The sequence below is a fragment of the Egbenema bharatensis FJBBOT/2019 genome (assembly GCF_048077055.1).
GTDB classification, from domain to species: Bacteria; Cyanobacteriota; Cyanobacteriia; order Elainellales; family Elainellaceae; genus Egbenema; species Egbenema bharatensis.
The window spans coordinates 3,910,762-3,928,062 of sequence record NZ_CP182236.1 but is presented as its reverse complement, the minus strand read 5'-3'; the positions used below and the strand labels follow the sequence as shown (position 1 = coordinate 3,928,062).

At 50.3% G+C, this 17,301-nt stretch carries 15 protein-coding genes and 1 pseudogene; 1 reads left to right on the top strand and 15 read right to left on the bottom strand.

The annotated features are described in order from the left end of the window. Positions 1–147 precede the first annotated feature (147 nt). Complete coding sequence (locus ACM1PF_RS18255) at positions 148–921, top strand: SDR family oxidoreductase (RefSeq protein WP_416665993.1); 774 nt, start codon at positions 148–150, stop codon at positions 919–921. A 107-nt stretch (positions 922–1,028) separates the two neighbouring features. Here the strand turns inward: ACM1PF_RS18255 and ftsY are convergent. The 15 genes and pseudogenes from ftsY to ACM1PF_RS18180 all read right to left on the bottom strand — a co-directional run bounded on the left by ftsY (position 1,029) and on the right by ACM1PF_RS18180 (position 17,300). Next, a pseudogene (gene ftsY / locus ACM1PF_RS18250) lies at positions 1,029–2,758 on the bottom strand (signal recognition particle-docking protein FtsY). Positions 2,759–2,826: 68 nt separating this feature from the next. Then, positions 2,827–3,483, bottom strand: coding sequence for a transcription antitermination factor NusB (gene nusB, locus ACM1PF_RS18245; protein ID WP_416665991.1), 657 nt, complete (start codon positions 3,481–3,483; stop codon positions 2,827–2,829). A gap of 117 nt (positions 3,484–3,600) precedes the next feature. Then, on the bottom strand, positions 3,601–4,182 hold the full coding sequence (locus ACM1PF_RS18240) for a hypothetical protein (protein WP_416665989.1): 582 nt from the start codon (positions 4,180–4,182) through the stop codon (positions 3,601–3,603). A gap of 204 nt (positions 4,183–4,386) precedes the next feature. Next, complete coding sequence (locus ACM1PF_RS18235; protein WP_416665987.1) at positions 4,387–5,064, bottom strand: GAP family protein; 678 nt, start codon at positions 5,062–5,064, stop codon at positions 4,387–4,389. Positions 5,065–5,169: 105 nt separating this feature from the next. Further along, on the bottom strand, positions 5,170–6,324 hold the full coding sequence (locus ACM1PF_RS18230; RefSeq protein ID WP_416665984.1) for a DegT/DnrJ/EryC1/StrS family aminotransferase: 1,155 nt from the start codon (positions 6,322–6,324) through the stop codon (positions 5,170–5,172). Between the two features lie 15 nt (positions 6,325–6,339). Continuing rightward, positions 6,340–7,005: an HAD family hydrolase gene (locus ACM1PF_RS18225; RefSeq protein WP_416665981.1), complete on the bottom strand. Its 666-nt coding sequence runs from the start codon at positions 7,003–7,005 to the stop codon at positions 6,340–6,342. Positions 7,006–7,411: 406 nt separating this feature from the next. Continuing rightward, positions 7,412–8,497, bottom strand: coding sequence for a GNAT family N-acetyltransferase (locus ACM1PF_RS18220; RefSeq protein ID WP_416665979.1), 1,086 nt, complete (start codon positions 8,495–8,497; stop codon positions 7,412–7,414). A 28-nt stretch (positions 8,498–8,525) separates the two neighbouring features. Further along, positions 8,526–9,563 carry an ATP-grasp domain-containing protein gene (locus tag ACM1PF_RS18215; RefSeq protein ID WP_416665977.1) on the bottom strand — a complete coding sequence of 346 codons (1,038 nt, stop codon included), beginning with the start codon at positions 9,561–9,563 and terminating at the stop codon, positions 8,526–8,528. Positions 9,564–9,788: 225 nt separating this feature from the next. Further along, positions 9,789–10,460, bottom strand: coding sequence for a sugar transferase (locus ACM1PF_RS18210; protein ID WP_416665975.1), 672 nt, complete (start codon positions 10,458–10,460; stop codon positions 9,789–9,791). 6 nt (positions 10,461–10,466) lie between these two features. Beyond that, a complete protein-coding gene (locus ACM1PF_RS18205; protein WP_416665973.1) occupies positions 10,467–11,696 on the bottom strand; it encodes a glycosyltransferase family 4 protein in 1,230 nt (409 codons plus the stop codon). A gap of 311 nt (positions 11,697–12,007) precedes the next feature. Beyond that, positions 12,008–13,057, bottom strand: a complete 1,050-nt coding sequence (locus ACM1PF_RS18200; RefSeq protein ID WP_416665970.1) for an NAD-dependent epimerase — start codon at positions 13,055–13,057, stop codon at positions 12,008–12,010. 8 nt (positions 13,058–13,065) lie between these two features. After that, positions 13,066–14,193, bottom strand: a complete 1,128-nt coding sequence (locus tag ACM1PF_RS18195) for a hypothetical protein (RefSeq protein ID WP_416665968.1) — start codon at positions 14,191–14,193, stop codon at positions 13,066–13,068. Then, positions 14,190–15,278: a GNAT family N-acetyltransferase gene (locus ACM1PF_RS18190; protein WP_416665966.1), complete on the bottom strand. Its 1,089-nt coding sequence runs from the start codon at positions 15,276–15,278 to the stop codon at positions 14,190–14,192. Before ACM1PF_RS18190 ends, ACM1PF_RS18195 begins: the two co-directional genes overlap by 4 nt. A 49-nt stretch (positions 15,279–15,327) precedes the next feature. After that, positions 15,328–15,948: a sugar transferase gene (locus ACM1PF_RS18185; RefSeq protein ID WP_416665964.1), complete on the bottom strand. Its 621-nt coding sequence runs from the start codon at positions 15,946–15,948 to the stop codon at positions 15,328–15,330. Positions 15,949–16,019: 71 nt separating this feature from the next. Next, a complete protein-coding gene (locus ACM1PF_RS18180; protein WP_416665961.1) occupies positions 16,020–17,300 on the bottom strand; it encodes a nucleotide sugar dehydrogenase in 1,281 nt (426 codons plus the stop codon). Position 17,301: the final 1 nt, after the last annotated feature.

Sequence of the window (17,301 nt, the reverse complement as noted above, 5' to 3'; positions counted from 1 at the left end):
CAGATCTCGCACCAGTTATCACCTCTGCCCTGCAACCCACTGCGTGCTAAAGCTTTACTTATTACAGCAACAGCGTTTAAGCTCCATCCCCGTTCTACACTAAGTAAGGACGGAACAGTCATCGTCGTTTAGGGTGAAGGCAAGCTCATGGGATCGAAACGGGTTTTAGTCACGGGTGCTACTGGCAGAACGGGTTCTCTGACGCTGCAAAGGTTGCGGCAACACCCAGAGGAGTTTGAGGCGATCGGGTTTGCCCGTTCCGAGGCTAAGGTTAAAGAATTATTCGGCTCAACAGAGGGATTTTTTCTGGGGGATATCAAGGACAAAGCTGCCCTGGAGCAAGCGATCGAAGGATGTCAGGCACTGATCATTCTCACCAGTGCGACTCCCCGGATGACCGCTCCGCCCCAACCCGGAGAACGTCCCACCTTTGAGTTTGAGCCAGGGGGGATGCCAGAGGCGATCGACTACGAAGGTCAGCGCAACCAGATTGATGCTGCGATCGCCGCCGGGGTGGAGCAGATTGTGCTGGTTGGCTCGATGGGCGGCACCCAGTTGAATCACCCCCTCAACCAGCTTGGACAGGGTAACATTCTGGTGTGGAAGCGACGAGCAGAGGAATACCTGATCGATTCTGGGATTGACTACACCATCATTCGCGCCGGGGGATTACTGGATCAGCCAGGTGGAGAGCGGGAATTGCTGGTCGGTAAGGACGATGTATTTTTGAGCCAGACTCCCAACGGTATTCCGCCGGCCATTCCCAGGGCCGATGTGGCAGAAGTTGCGGTACAGTCCCTGCGAGAGCCTGGAGCCAGAAACAAAGCATTTGACCTGATCTCCAAACCCGTCGAAGACCCCTCCGCTTCAGTCACCCAAGACTTTGCCGCTCTGTTTGCCCAAGCTCTGCCTGGACTGTGAAGGAGGAGGATCATGAAATGCGATCGCTCTTCTTCGATGCGATTTTCCTCAATCCGGGCTTCCCAGGTTTGTATCAGTTCAAATGATCAAACCAGCAAGACTCTGCCTTAACCGCTCAGTAATGCTTCTATAAACTCAAAGCTGGAGAAAGGTCTGAGGTCTTCAATCCCTTCCCCGGCTCCAATGAAGCGGATCGGAAGTCCCAACTGCTGCACCACCGCCAGAGCAATCCCACCTCGGGCTGTTCCATCCAGTTTGGTCAGCACTACCCCATTTAACTTCGCTACTTCCGAGAAAACCTCCGCCTGCCGCAGTCCATTCTGTCCCAGGGTTGAGTCCAGCACCAGTAGCGATTCCACATTAGCATCGGGGGCTTTCTTGTCAATGATGCGGCGAATTTTGGCCAGTTCATCCATCAGGTTTTTCTTATTCTGCAACCGTCCAGCGGTGTCTACCAGCAATAATTCAGTGCCGCGAGACTGGGCTGCTGTAATGGCATCAAACACCACTGCTGCTGGATCGGTATTTTTGCCGGGGTTGGCAATCACTTCTACATTGCTGCGCTCTCCCCACACCTTCACCTGCTGGACTGCCGCTGCCCGGAAGGTGTCTCCGGCTGCAATCAAGCACTTAAAGCCCGATTTTTGAGCAATGTGAGCGATTTTGCCGATCGTCGTGGTTTTGCCAGCTCCGTTCACTCCCGTAATCAGCCAGATATTCAGCTTGTCTTTTTCGGGAGCAAAGGTAATGCTGTGGGATTGCCCCAGGGGTTTGTCCAGCATTTCCCGCAGAATGGACTTCAGGTAGGCAATGGCTTCCGCTGGGGGTAATGCCTCTTCCCGCAATTTATCTTGCAGCGATTCAATAATATAGTCTGTGGCTTCAATGCCCACATCCGCTTGCAGCAGCAACGATTCAATCTCCATCACTGCATCCTGATTCAGCGGGCCCTGCCCCACGATCGATCGCAGTTGGTTCACCAGTCCCCGGCGGGTTTTATCCAATCCCTGCCGCAATCGCTTCAGCCAGGTAATTTCTTCGATCGAGACATCTTCAGGACGACGACCCTGAGAGGCCAGAACCTCCGCTGACCAGAGGAAGCCTTCATCCAGGACAAAATCAGGGAATGGTGCAGACTCTGGTGGAGCAGTCGTCTGAGCCGTTTGCGGTGAGGGTTGAGCCGTTTGAGCCACCGCTTCCGCTTCGGCCGCTGCTCGAGTTTCCGCTTCCAACCGCAAGCGTTCCAGGCGTTCCAGGCGTTCGGCCTCGGCCTTGGCCAGAAGGGAAGGGCCGCCGCAGGTTCCGGCACAGGTTCGGGGGCAGTCGATTCAGCCGCAGGTTCCGGTTCTGTAACGGTCACTGGCTCAGAATCCCCATCTTTATGCTCAACGGGGATGGATTCAGCGATGGGAGGTTCTGGCTCGGAAGGTTCTGACTGCTGCACCGCCGCCGGTTCCGATGCTTCAGGTAGGGTAGACTCCGGCTCAGGGGTCGGTGCTGTCACGGTTGATGATTCAGCGATCGAACCCTCTGGGGCAGAAACGGTTGCAGCGACCGGTTCCCCTTCAGGTTCAGGCTCAACCGATTCAGGCTCAACCGATTCTGCCTCGATCGCCTCTGGTGCTTCTTCTACCTGCTGACGTTTACGAATGTTCTCGTAAGCTGCCTTAGCCCAATTTAGATAATCCTCAGACGGGGCATCTCCAGAGGGTTGTGTTTCCTCAGAAGCAGGCTGACTCGGAGGAGCCTCCTGGGTTTTGCGTTCCTCTGGTGATGCCTCAGTGCCCTCTTTTTTGGATTTATCGAATTGGCGGTTGAACCAGTTAAAAGGAGCCATAATTGTCGAACCTGCTGCCCAAATTGCTCAGAATGGATTGATTTAATCAGTCGTCCACTGTTTCAACTTTACTGGAGATCCTGTACCGATGGCGATCGCCCGACCTTCTGTTCCGATTTCAGTTGTTCCGTCACGCGGCGCAATACCCCATTGATAAACCGATGGCCATCTTCAGTGCTGTAACGCTTGGCTAGCTCGATTGCCTCATTGATGGCCACCTGTTCCGGTACGCCCAAAAACCAGAACTCCGTCACGGCTAATCGGAGAATATCTTGATCGATCCGCGCCAGCCGCGCCATCTGCCAGTCCACGAGGGATCGTTCGATCAGGCGATCGGTTTCTGTCTGATTTGCCTTCACCTGGGTCAGCAACTCCATTGTGTAAGCTCGTACCTCTTTTTGGTTCGCCAACTGAATAAACTCAGGGATCTCCAGGGCTGAGCCAATTCGATTAATGGCCGACTGGGCCAGGTCGATCGCTTCTTGCAACATCACCCTGGAACTTTGCAGATCTACCGCCCTGGTTTCACTGCGGAGGAGACGATCGTTGCCTCGACTCAGTTCTGCCGCTGCCGTTTCCAGCGTGTCATGCACTTCCGTGGTCAGGGTTCTAACTGCTGCCAGCACCACATCTTGCAATTGCTGGGCTTGAAGGCGGTCTGGCTTATTCGGAAGCTGGGCAAGGCTAAGGATAGCCAGTTCACGAGCGATTCGACGAGCTTGCATAGGGATTACGGTAGCAATGGGATAGATACAGAGTGGTGCCAGGTGGGGAGCGTAAGGGGAAAACCCTGAACAAGGAACTGAAGGAACAATCAGAGGGTAAACCCAGCCATTCTAGCATTAGGGTCGCAGGATCAACTGCCACTCACGGGTAGCACTATTCCAGGCAGGGAGAGCGGTTTCTCCTACCACGAACGGCCCCCAGTAGCGCCGAGAACCGTCCTGGGCGAAGGCCACCAGTACATCCCCTGGCTGAAGTTGCAAATCTTCGTTGGGTAGGGAAAGAATCAGTCCTCGCGCCCTTCCTTCCTGGGGAGCAAAATCCCAGTGGACGGGTTGGTTAAAGGCTGGAATTCCTTCCAGCGCAACTTCTGGAACGGCTTCGTTAGTTTGTTGGGGCAGGAGGGCTACCCGCAAGGGGTAATCCGTTTGATTGCTAACCCGCAGTCCCCCCTGGGCATCAATACCAATGGATAGGTTGGGTTCCGGGTCGGCCAGGGCGGGTAGTTCTGGAACTGGGGTTGACAGGTCTGATTCAGTGGGAGATGCACGATCGATAGGTCGATCGGTTGGTGCAATTCCGTCGGTTGGAATACCGCGATCGACTTGAATTTCCACATTCAATAGCAGTGATGCCACCAGAAATGCCCCCAGCACTCCGATCACCGCAGGGTATATTTTGAGTTTCAGATCGTCTGTCACTGAACCCCGCCTCTTAAAACTTTCTTACATACCTCTACTCTAAAAGTCATTAATGCCTTTGGGTGGGGATTTCGAGGAGATTCAAAAAAGTTTTTGGGGATCAGCCGGGATCGGTGGTTGGGTAGTCATGGTTGGGTCAGCCTCCTCAAGGTTGGACGGGCTCAGGCGTTTTTTGAGGCAACACGGTGAACCTTGAGAACCGAATTACCCAAGTAACCCCGTAATACCAGACTGTAGGAAAAACAAGCCGAAAATCAGCGAAACCATAATGGTGACGGGACGGCTATTTTGGGTTAACCAGGCTGAAAGCTTGGCGAGTAAATGTTTCGAGCGTTCGGGGATGACGATACGCAGCAAGATCGGGAGCAGCAGCAAAGATTCAGCTAGCAAAACGAAGAGTAGGTATACGATCGTGCTGGATAGCCAACCCAACTGGGCCGCTGCGATCGTGGCCAGTGCGCTGAGGGTAAAAACCCATAACTTCGCTGCAAGCAATGGGAGTCCAAGTCCAAAGCCAAAAGCCCTGAGTGGAGTTAAGCTACCAATCATGGTGAACCCTTTGGGCGGTAAATCATCTGGATCCTCCTCCCTACGCCATTTCTTATAGGCTGTGATCAGTAAAAGAATGCCAAGCACCAGGAGCAATGTTGAGACGATCGGGTTCTTACCGCTATCCGCAGTCAGTGCCGAAGAACCGGATAGAACGAAACCGAAAACTAATCCTTGGAATAGACGGGCGATCGTCATGCCGACGACATAAGCTATAGCTTTGAATAGCCCTTGATTGGGGCTTTTCAGCAGCAATAAACCGATGATGATTTGCAGAGGTACAACGGCACTGCCGATGATATAGGGTAGAAGCGAAATGAGCACGGTTTCCATAGAATACTGCCTGTAGAGTGATAGGAATTCCAAATCTCCAACGCCTGGGAGATTGACCGTTACGATAAGAATACCGTTTCTACCCTCAAAGACAGGCTATATCTGTTAAACGCGCAGTTGGTTAACCCCCGTTCGATCATAAAGCCTGATGATCGCCTGAACCACGCGATGCAGATCTGCTTCCTGTAAGTTAGATCCCGATGGTAGGCAAAGTCCCTGCTTAAACAAAGCTTCTGCCACCTCTCCCCCCCTAGATTCACAGTTTGCAAAAATGGGCTGGAGATGCAGCGGTTTCCAAACGGGGCGGGATTCAATTTGCTGTTCTGCCAGCATTAAACGCACCTGTTCTCGATCGCAGCCAAACCGATCGGGCTGAATCGTAAGGCAGGTGAGCCAGCGCGTGGATTGTCCGTAGTCCGCCTCTGGCATAAAGGTGATGCCGGGCAAATCCCCTAAAGCCTGGTGATAAAACTCAAAGTTGCGCCGCCGCGCCGCCACCCGATCGTTCAAGACTTGCAGTTGACCGCGACCAATGCCGGACAAAACATTGCTGAGACGATAGTTGTAACCGATTTGCGAATGCTGGTAGTGTGGTGCGGGATCACGAGCCTGAGTCGCCAAAAAGCGAGCCTGACTGACGAGGGCAGGATCATCGGATACCAGCATTCCCCCCCCGGATGTGGTGATAATTTTGTTGCCATTGAAGGAGTAAATGCCCACCTGCCCAAAGGTGCCGGGCGATCGCCCTTTATAGGTTGCCCCCAAAGATTCCGCCGCATCTTCCACTAGCGGAATATCATAATGCCGACAAAGTTGGAGGATGGGATCGAGATCCGCACTTTGCCCATATAGATGCACCAGAACCACCGCTTTGGGTAATTTGCCCTGGCGATCGCGCTGTTGAAGGGCAGCCTCTAACAGATCAGGATCCATGTTCCAGGAGGTGCGATCGCTATCAATAAACACCGGATTGGCACCCAGATAGACGATCGGGTTGGCAGTGGCCACAAAGGTGAGCGTAGAGCAAAACACATCATCCCCTGGACTCACGCCAATTAACCGCAGGGCTAGATGTAATGCTGCCGTCCCAGAACTGACTGCCGCTGCATGCTCTGCCCCCACCGCCTGACAAAACTCCTGCTCAAAGGCATCCACATGGGGGCCAACCGGAGCGATCCAGTTCGTCGTAAAAGCTTCCTGAATGAATTCCAGTTCACGATCGCCCATGTGGGGAGTTGAGAGGAGAATTGGTTTTAGCATGATGATCTTCTCCGGTTAACAGATCTGTTTGAGTTCATACAAAGAAGTGATTTGATATTCAGCCTCGTAAGCTGCATCAGCAGTTAAATGGGTAAACTCCCCATCGGGACGACAAATTCTTATCGTTGTCCAACCCAGTTGTTTCGCAGCGATAAAGTCTTTAACTGGATGATCTCCCACGTATAGATGCTCGCAACCCCTATGACCTGTTAACTCCATCATCCTTAAATAGGGATACGGACTGGGCTTCCAACACTCCGGTTCAAACGCGCCACAGTAGACGATCGCATCGAAGCGAGAAGCAATTTCTAAAGCCTTTACCTTATTCTGCTGAATGGTTAATGCGCCATTCGTAATTAAGCCAATTTTTTTGTCGGTTTTAAAGTAATCAAAAGCCCATTTAGCATCTTCATGAAGGGAGAGCTTTGGGTGATGATGGCGATAGATCTTTAAGAGTATTTGAATCAGTTCGGGGGAATGGTCAACACCCAGATCATCTAAGGTTTGGTTGAAAATTGTTTTGCGTTCTCCTGCTTTAAACAACTGCCAGGCAATTTCAAAAAAGTCAGCCACTTGATACCGATGCTCCAACCATTCACCCACGGCTTGCAGTCCTCCCCAAACAAATTGATGTTCAGGGAAGAGGGTATCATCCAGATCAAATACTAGAACTTTAAGCATCGTTGAGAATATATTGAGAACATATTGAGAACCTGGTTGACTGGCAAAACTTCTCCGCCAAAACCCCGGAAGCCCTCACCCTAGCCCTCTCCCCTCGGAAGAGGGAACTGAAGAAACAGATTGGCTCCCATCGCCCTCTGGGAGAGGGGTTGGGGGTGAGGGCACACAACTTTTGTCAGCCAATCAGATTGAGAACACATTGAGAATGCCTTGAAGAAAGAGCCTTTCTGGCAGGCAAGATGCCTGCACCACGGAATTTAACTGGAATAGACTAACAAATCTTATTTGTAGGTTTGGGTTGAGCATAGTGAAACCCAACAAGAGAAACGGTTTGCGTTGGGTTTCGTCCCTCAACCCAACCTACGAGAGAATCAGGATTTCAGGAGTTTTGTCAGTCAGCCAGGGATCAGGAATGCACTACGGAGGAACGATAAACAGGAAAGAACTTCGTTTGTAGCAGTTGCTCTGCCTGCACCGCCAACCGTTTCGCCTGGAGTGAGACCAAATATTGATATTTCTCCTCATCCAGGGTTGCACACAACAAAGAAAAGGAATAACGCTGGTGAGAGAATCCAGCTTTGAAGTGATGAAGACTATCGTTTGCCCCTCCCACACCTCCTCCTAAATGAAACACTTGATTGCCTCGATCTTTTGCCCAATAGCGCACATAATCAAACATCAGTGTACTGGGCGATTGTTTGAGGAATGCTTGCCGGGTTCCACCCAGATGATATTGCACAATACCGCAACATTCAGTGAATAGTCCCGCACAAACCACCTGACGATCGAGTTCAACAATACATAGGTGTAATTTTTCCTGGAGCACCTCCGCAAACTGGAGAAAGTAATCGCCAGTGAAATAGTAGGCAGAGGAAGCTCCAACCCGATTCATGGTTTCGGTATAAATATCAATAAAAGTATCCAGATGATCGCGCCAGGGCACAACGCTGGCAACTAAACCAGCCCGCTTACATTTGTTGATTTTGTTGCGATGTTCCGATCGAGTTTGCTGCCAAATTTCAACTTCAGTCAGGCTTAAATCAACCGCAACCGTTTCTGTTTGAATGCTGCAAAACTGAGAGTGATCAGTTGAATTAAACTGCTGATTGAGGATGGGATGGGAACGGAGAACAACCGAACAAACGCCTTCTGCCTTTAAGGTTTGCATCAGGTGATCGATCGCCAGTTGGATAAACTCTGGGCTTTCCGTGGCGGCGGCATTGAATAAAAATCCCGGATAACCATAGGGAGACACTAAATCAAATATTTCTGATGCTTGCAGATCATCTTGAAAAATATCATCGCAGCGGCGTAATAAATAGGGTAAAAATAATTGCTTCTCTCCTTGCTGAATTAAAACTGCTTTGGCGATCGCTTGCATTCGTTGGGCTTCGAGGGCAACGTAAGCGGGTAAGTGATAAAAGTCATGACGCAGGGATTGTAGCGTGTCTGCCCACAACGAATCTGACGTATCAATAATTTGTAGTTTCATGGAGTGTAAAATCCATTCAAAATAAGATTTAAAACTGGTTCAAAACCCGCCCCGGATCGGTGTATTCTCCCCGTTGAGCCGATTGTTTGACCTCAGGGGGAAAATACAGTTCTTCCCAAAATCGTAAACAAATTCCGGCTTTTACTTCAGGAGGATTGATTTCTTCACCCAGAACAAAGTGACGAATGGCAAGTTCGGGTTCATTGAAGCCAAAATTCGCTCTCACGCAGGTCGCACTACTAAACCGGGGATTAATTTCAAACACCTTAAAACCCGTCGCAGTGCAGCGCATTTGCACATTCACGCCGCCAATTAATCCCATGGCTTGAGCCGCTTGAAGGGCGATCGCAGCAGCCTCAGGATTGTCCAGACTCTCCATGCGGTAACTCAAGCCCCCTGATAGACTGCGTTTCAGCACCAGGGTTCCTCCGGGCGCGCCATCCGCTTGAATAAACACGCCAACGGTATATTCCTGATCATCGGGTAATAGTTGCTCTTGAATCACCGGATCGGGCATGTACTGGCTAAAAAACGCCAACTCTCGATCGTTGTGAACCAGCACCAGACCTTTACCGCCAGAACTGCGCCGGGGTTTCATGATGTAGGGATAGGCATGATTGCGGCAGAAATCATCCAGTTGCTCTCGATCGTCGGGCAGCACGGTATCCGGTACGGGCACTGAAAAGGCGCGCAACACCTTGACCGTCAGCCACTTATCCAGAGCTTTGAGGGTGGCATCGGGTGCGAGGGGTAAAATCGTTCCCGTCCGCTCCTCAAACTCCGGCTTGCGCTGAGCCAGCATCGGTAATTCACCTTCCCACCCCGAAAACAGGATATCTGCCCCTTCCCGTTGGCTAACGTTCACCAAGCCCTCAAAGTAAGCATCCGGATCACTGCGAGCGGAAGGAACCTGGTGCGATCGATCCACTCGAAACAACCCCTGGGCTAGTGGCTCAGAATCCACTCCCACAATTTTGACGGGTAAATGAGAAGCGCGTAGCGATTTAATTATTCCCACCCCGATGGGTGCGCCCACTCCGGTCACGACCACTGTAACTGATTTCATAGGGTAACGGGTTTCGTAAAGGGTTTCATAATGTCAGTAGATCTAAACTGGGTTCGTTTCACAGTGAACCCTGGGGTTGATCCCCCTAAATCCCCCTTAAAAAGGGGGACTTCAACCCCTCTTCGGCTCGGTTCCCCCTTTTTCAAGGGGGGCTAGGGGGGATCTAAACAAGGTTTGTGATCTACTGAATGTAACTGGTTTTCTGAGGGAGTTTCATAGGAAGTTTCATGGAGCCTGCCTGACGGAACTGCTGTATTTTGCCTGTTGAATGGCTTCAATCTGCCGCTTGGATGCTTCAGGACATTCCTGCAAACTGACATCCTTTTGCCCCAGAACTTTCCAAACCGTCATCGCTAAAATTTTTAAGTCCAGACCAAGGGACTGATGATCCACATACCAGACATCTAAGGCACATTTCTCCATCCAGGAAACCGTATTGCGACCATTAACCTGGGCCCAGCCAGTAATGCCGGGTTTCACCGCATGACGACGGGCTTGCTCTGGCGTGTAGTAATCCAGATACTCCACCAGGAGAGGACGAGGCCCGACAAAGCTCATGTCGCCTTTGAGGATGTTCAACAGTTGGGGCAGTTCATCCAGGCTGGTTTTACGCAGAAATTTTCCTAAGGGGGTTAATCGTTGGGCATCTGGTAATAATTTGCCCGCTCGATCGCGCTCATCCTTCATGCTGCGAAACTTGTAGAAGATGAAAATTCGCCCATTCTGACCCGGACGAGGTTGAGCAAACAGGATTGGTTTACCCATCGTCAGCCGAATGGCGATCGCAACGCCGATGAGTACAGGCAGCAGAAAGAACAGCAGAACCGCAGCAATTACTCTATCAACCGCATTTTTAACAAAAATAGAGAACTGTTTGAGTAAGTTGAATGGATTCATTTTCGATCACCCTTGATGGGACAAAAGAGATGGTTCTGGACTGAATACAGGATTAGGAACTGATAATCCCTTCTCCGTGAGCAAGCGCAGATATTCCTGGTACACGGCATCCCAAATTGCTGACTGGCAGTAGTCTCGGAGAACTCTCGCCCGTCCAGCCCGACCATGACGATCGCGCAGTTCTGGATGGGACAGGTAAAGCCCCATTGCATCTGCCAGAGCTTCAGCCGAGTGGGAGGGAACCAGCAACCCAGTCACGCCTTCTTCAACGGCATCCACACAGCCCGCCACCCGCGTTGCCACAACGGGTAACTGCATTGCCGCTGCTTCCAGCAAGGTATTGGGGAAACCTTCCCGGTAGGTGGGTAGGGTGAGGATATCCATTGCGGCATAGAATGGGGGCGTGTTCCAATCCAAGCCTGCCAAATGCACCCGATCGTCCTGCACCAGGTCTTTTTCGACTTCAGGAGGCAGTGGATCTTGGGCTTCAAATGGCCCAACCAGTAATAAATGCAGCATCGGAAACGCTTCCCGCAGCAGTTTCCAGGCTCCTGCCAGTTCCGTGATGCCTTTATCTTTCACAATTCGTCCGACAAAGCCCACAACCAGAGCATCCGCCGGAATGTTTAAAGCCTGGCGCGTTTGTAATCCGATCGACCGATTGATCGTTTCAGGATCAAATCGCGTCGGATTCACCCCATTACTGCTACCGCCCAGTAACACTTTAATCTTCTCTGGTGCGCACAATCCCTCGGCAATGGCCACCTCCCGCAGGGAATGACTGACACAGATTACCTGATCCGCCAGCAAACAGGAGATTTTTTCACTCCAGCGTAATAGCCTGCGTTTCCAACCCGTTGCGGTCATGAAGGGTAAGCCCCGCATATGATAAATCCGGACAGGCGTTGCAGCGAACCAGGCGGCGATCGTGCCCAGTAAGCCCCCTTTGGGTGTGTTGGTATGGACAATGTGAGGCTGAATCTGCCGCAGACAACGCCAGATTTCCAGGATGGCGATGAGATCCTGAAAGGGCGTAATGCGACGGGGCATTTCAACGACGTGGGGGGTGATCTGTTCCTGTGCTGCAAATTCCTGGAGAAAATCACCTGATGAGGACAGGGCATGAATTTTGAATCCTCTTTGCTGCATATACTGAACTTGTCCCCGCAGAAACCCCAGGGTTTCGGGAACGGTGGTAATGTAGAGCAGCTTTATTGAATCATGGGAGGATAACATAGGACGTTTAATAGGCTTGAATCAGGATATTAATGGGTTGATTGAATGAATGCTTGAAGGATGCTTTAATGTCCCTTGACTCAGATCTTGCACCGGGTTATCCCACCCGCCCTGCAATGAATTGCGGGCTAGTAGCTCAAACCCATTGAAATGGGTTGAAAGCCTTCTGTGTTAAGGGTTTTAGTCCGTTTAAACGGACTTCAGCGATTAGCCCCGAATTGATTCGAGGGCGGCGGATTGGGAAAGCTGCAAGATCTGAATTTAACAAAGATCGCCTTCACCGCTGCAACGACCAGTTACTTTACAGTCAGTTACTTCACAACCAGTCTTGTATCCAGTTGTCCGCTAACCGCGTCTGGATAGTAGGTGCGATACCAATCGACAAATCGTTCCACGCCCACTTCGATCGGAGTGCTGGGTTTAAAGTCCACAGCCTGAACTAAATCCTCCACATCAGCGTAGGTAGCTGGCACATCCCCCAGTTGCATCGGTTGAAAATTTTTCTGCGCTTTGATCCCCAAACAGGATTCCAGCACTTCTATCAGGTACATCAGCTCCACGGGTTGATGATTGCCAATATTGTAGAGTTTGTAGGGGGCTGAGCTGGTGCCCGGATCGGGCGTATCGCCTGACCATTCAAGGTTCGGCGTGGGAGGACGATCGATGACACGAACGATTCCTTCTACAATATCGTCAATGTAGGTAAAATCGCGGCGCATTTTGCCATAATTAAAGACTTCGATCGGTTGCCCTGCTAAGATTGCTTTTGTGAACAGGAACAGAGCCATATCTGGTCGCCCCCAGGGGCCATAGACCGTGAAGAAACGGAGACCTGTAGTTGGTAAGCGATAAAGATGGCTGTAGGTATGTGCCATTAACTCATTCGCTTTCTTCGTTGCAGCATACAGGCTTAAGGGATGATCGACATTATCGTGAACTGAAAACGGAAGCCTGGTATTTGCACCATAGACGGAGCTAGAAGAGGCAAATACCAGGTGGTTTACCCTGGTTGTGCGACAACCTTCCAGAATGTTGACAAACCCAACTAAGTTACTGTCTACGTAGGTATGGGGATGGGTTAAGGAATACCGTACACCTGCCTGTGCCGCTAAGTTGACCACCCCATCAAACGATCGCTTGCTAAACAGATGGGCAATACCTTCTCGATCAGCCAAATCAAGTTGATAAAATTGAAAATGAGGATGTTCCCGCAGTTGATTGAGTCGATCGTTTTTCAACCGCATATCGTAGTAGTGATTTAAGTTATCCAAACCCACCACGCGATCGCCCCGTGACAATAGGCGTTGGCTGAGATGAAACCCGATAAAACCTGCTGCACCAGTGACTAAAATCTTCAACATAGGTTTAATTATTGCTTCTCAGTTTGGGCATTTTGGCGTTCTGCCAGTTTTTGATTCACCAACCTTCGCAGTGCCTCGGTATTGTCCCGAACTTCAGAAAGCTGATGTTTTGCTTCCTCCTTATCCAGGAAGCCCGTAATCACTTCCCGCGACAGCAGTTGTAATTCTGGATGGTATCCCAGATTCCGATGCACCTGATGCTCCACTAACCCCGGCAAAACACAGTTGGTGCTGTTGCCGTGAATTTTCACCGTTGACCAGCCCGTTTCCTCCAGAATGCGGTAAACATCTTTCTCAGTTAATTGCAGGACAAAGGGCAGGGAAAACAGTTGCAGCTTCTTCCCGCTTGCTTCATCCGTGACCCAGCGCGTCGATCGCACCTCTGGTTCGATCCAGTGCCACCAATTTCGTCCCATAATGATCCGGTTGATGTGGTTTTGGATGCAATAATCCTGGATCGCCTTGTGGAACATGCCGGTGCACTGATAGCAGGGATATCCTGTCTTGAAATCGTTGTCCATCATGTCTTTGACGTAGGGAGCCAGGTCAATATTTAAGACCACCAGCTCTACCCCCAGCAGGTCACAGAGTTTCTGTCCATTTTCTACGACCTGCTTCGGAATAAATCCGTTCTGCACCAGGACAGCCGTGACCGCCAAACCCAATTTTTTACGAGCCGTAATCAGAGAAACTGCACTATCTTTTCCCCCCGAAAAACCAACGACGGCATCCACTTTTGCTCCCGCCTCTCTGGGTGTATTCAAGAAGGTTTGCAGTTCACTATCCAGAATCTCCTGCTTAAAGTTCTTCTTGTAGGTCATGCACATATTGCAGACCCCATCTGCACCAATGTAAATGTTAGGAATGCGGGTATCAAACAGACATTCCCGGCATTCAACGGGCTGGACAAACGGATTCTTACCCGTATTGATCCAGGTCTTGATCTGGTTCTGCCAGTGAATTCTCTGGGTGCGGGCATCATAGTTGATTCCATTGACAGAAACCTTGCATTGGTATGGAGAATAATCTTCCCGTAGAAACCTGGGCAGGATAAAACCAAACCGCTGAGTGAAAAGTTTGCCCACAGTCATATTGCCCGCAGTTATATTGTCCGCAGTCATATTGTCCGCAGTCATAGAGAACCTCCTGGGAGTGCCAAATCACGATAGGCAGGGAAAAATTTGGTATTCAGCAACGTATCTATATCAACTTGTAAAGACTTTGCACGGCAATCCACTAAATGACCATATTTTTGTTGATCGACAATTAGACGCAACGTCAGAAATGGATATCTTTGTTTAGAAAAACCCGCTTTAAACTGATAAACGCCATCCTTTGAACTGCCCACTCCTCCCCCCAGGTGAAATACTTCATTCCCCCGTTCCTTCGCCCAAAACCGAACATAATCAAACAGGATTTTGTCTGGAGCCTGGGACAAATATTGTTGTTTAGTTCCCCCTAAATAGGTCTGAACAATTCCACAGCATTCTGTGATCAGACACCCACAGGCCATTTGTCCTTCGATCTCAACAATGCCCAGATGGAGTTTCTCATCCAAAGACAGTAAATCCAGGAAAAAGTCATAGGTAAAATAATAACTTTGCCTGGCTTTAACCCGGTTCATTGTTTCCTTATAAATTGCAACAAATTCATCAATATACTCTTTAAAGGAAACCATTTTTGCGACAAATCCGTTGCGTTTACCTCGATTGATATCTTTCCGATGATCCGATCGCGTTTGCCGCCAAATCTCTTCTTTAGAAAGGTGCAGGTTAACGCCGATCGTTTCTCCGGTGATCTGACAAATTGCGGGCGAATAGACCTGATTCAGGTGAGCGTTGAGGATGGGATGGAGCCGAAAAAAAGCAGAACAAATGTGCCGTTCACGCCACAGGGAGAGTAATTGATTGAGCGCAGTTTGTAAAAAATGGGGGGAATGAACAGCGGCTTCACTGAGTAAAATTCCTGGATAACCATAGGCAGAAGTGAGATCAAAAACAGATTCAGCAGTATGGGGTTCAGTCAAATGACCACAGTGACGTAGCAGGTAAGGGAGAAAAAATACTTTGTCGCCATCCACAATCAGGGCTGCTTCTGGACGCGATCGATGTCTCCTGGCTTCTAACTTCAAATATTCAGGCAGATGATAAACATCATGGCGCAACATTTGAAGCGTCTGTTTCCACAACGGATCTGATAAACCAATAATTTGAATAGACATGGTTTCTCAATTCCAATGAACTGCACTGGACGAAGGTTAGAATCCAGGATTAAACCGTACCGTCAGAGCGACCTCTAAATTCTTCCTGCTGGAGCGTGCCCTCCTTTTGCATCACGATCCAAAGGGTCAGCAGCAAAATTTTGAGATCCAACCCCAAATTCCAATGCTCAACGTACCAGACATCCAGCTTGAACTTGGTCTCCCAACTGATCCCATTCCGACCGTTAACCTGGGCCCAGCCGGTAATGCCCGGTTTCACCTCATGGCGACGGGCTTGTTCTGGCGTATAGCGCGGCAGATAGCGCACCACCAGGGGACGAGGCCCCACCAGGCTCATGTCCCCCTTGAGGACATTCCACAGTTGGGGGAGTTCATCCAGGCTGGAACGGCGGAGAAATTCTCCCAGGGGGGTCGATCGCTGTTCGTCGGGGAGTGGGTTTCCAGCGGCATCCCGATCGTCTGTGAGGGTGCGGAACTTATAAAAGTTGAAAATGCGGCCGTTTTTGCCACATCGAGGTTGGATAAAGAGGATGGGTGATCCCATCTGCAAATAAATGGCAAGGGCAACGATCAGGCAAACTGGCGCAAGTATCAGTAAAGCGATCGCTGCCACGATTCGATCCATTCCTCCTTTGAATGCTTTTTGTAAGGATTGAGTTAAAGATTTCATTGCAAAAAATGACACCTCCGTAACGGAGAACCTGATCAATGGCATACAAACCCTGAATCATCAAGTGATTCCTATACACTCCAGTAACCGACATTGGCAGGTAGGGCGGTCGGCGATAGGATAGATTTCACATCAATCACGACACCATTGGAGCGCAGACAATTGAGCAACCGCGTCTGAGATTTGTTCAGATAATATTGGTGACCTACAGCCAGTACTATCGCATCTAAAGCCGTCAAGTCCTGCCAATCTGCCAGTTGAATCTGGTATTCTCGCTGAACTTCATCTGGGTCGGCTAAGGGATCATGTACGATCGTCTGAATTCCAAACTGCTGCAATTCCCGAATAATATCCGGCACGCGACTATTGCGGATGTCAGGAACATTCTCCTTAAAGGTGAGTCCCAGTACACCCACCCTTGCCCCTCGAATCGCTAAATTGGCAGAAATCAACAGCTTCACCAGGCGTTGGGCAATATATTCCCCCATTCCATCGTTAATCCGACGACCGGCTAAAATTACTTCTGGGTGTAATCCTAACTCCTCCGCCTTCGCAGTCAAGTAATAGGGATCAACCCCAATGCAGTGTCCTCCCACCAATCCAGGTGTAAACGGTAGAAAGTTCCATTTCGTGCGGGCTGCCTGGAGTACATCGTAGGTTCGGATATTCAGCCGATCGCAAATCAACGCGACTTCGTTCATCAGGGCAATGTTCAGGTCACGCTGCGTATTCTCGATCGCCTTTGCCATTTCCGCGACTCGAATCGATGTAGCTCGGTGAATGCCCGCTGCAATAATCCTGCCGTAAACTTGAGCCACCCGTTCCAACGTCGCTTCGTTTTCTCCTGCCACCACTTTGACAATCTTTTCCAGGGTGTGTTCTTTGTCGCCTGGATTGATTCGTTCGGGAGAATAGCCCAACTTAAAGTCCACCCCCTGGCGCAATCCAGAGACGTTCGCCAGAATGGGGCCACAAAACTCTTCCGTCACGCCTGGATAAACCGTTGACTCATACACCACCACGGCTCCCGGTTTGAGCACCTTACCCACCAGCTCCGAGGCTTTAGCGAGCAGGGTGAGATCCGGGCGATGGCTGCGATCGATGGGCGTAGGAACCGCCACGACAAAAAAGCTGCTATCTACCAGATCGGACAGATCGGCAGTGATTTGGAGACGGGAATTCAGTAGGGCTTCTGCGGACACTTCACCCGTGCGATCGATGCCCTGGCGTAGAGCTTCCACTCGTTCTGGATTAATATCAAACCCAATGGTATGCGGATATTTTTGGGCAAATGCTAAGGCAACGGGTAGACCAACGTAGCCCAGACCAATGACTGCAATAGATTCATTCATA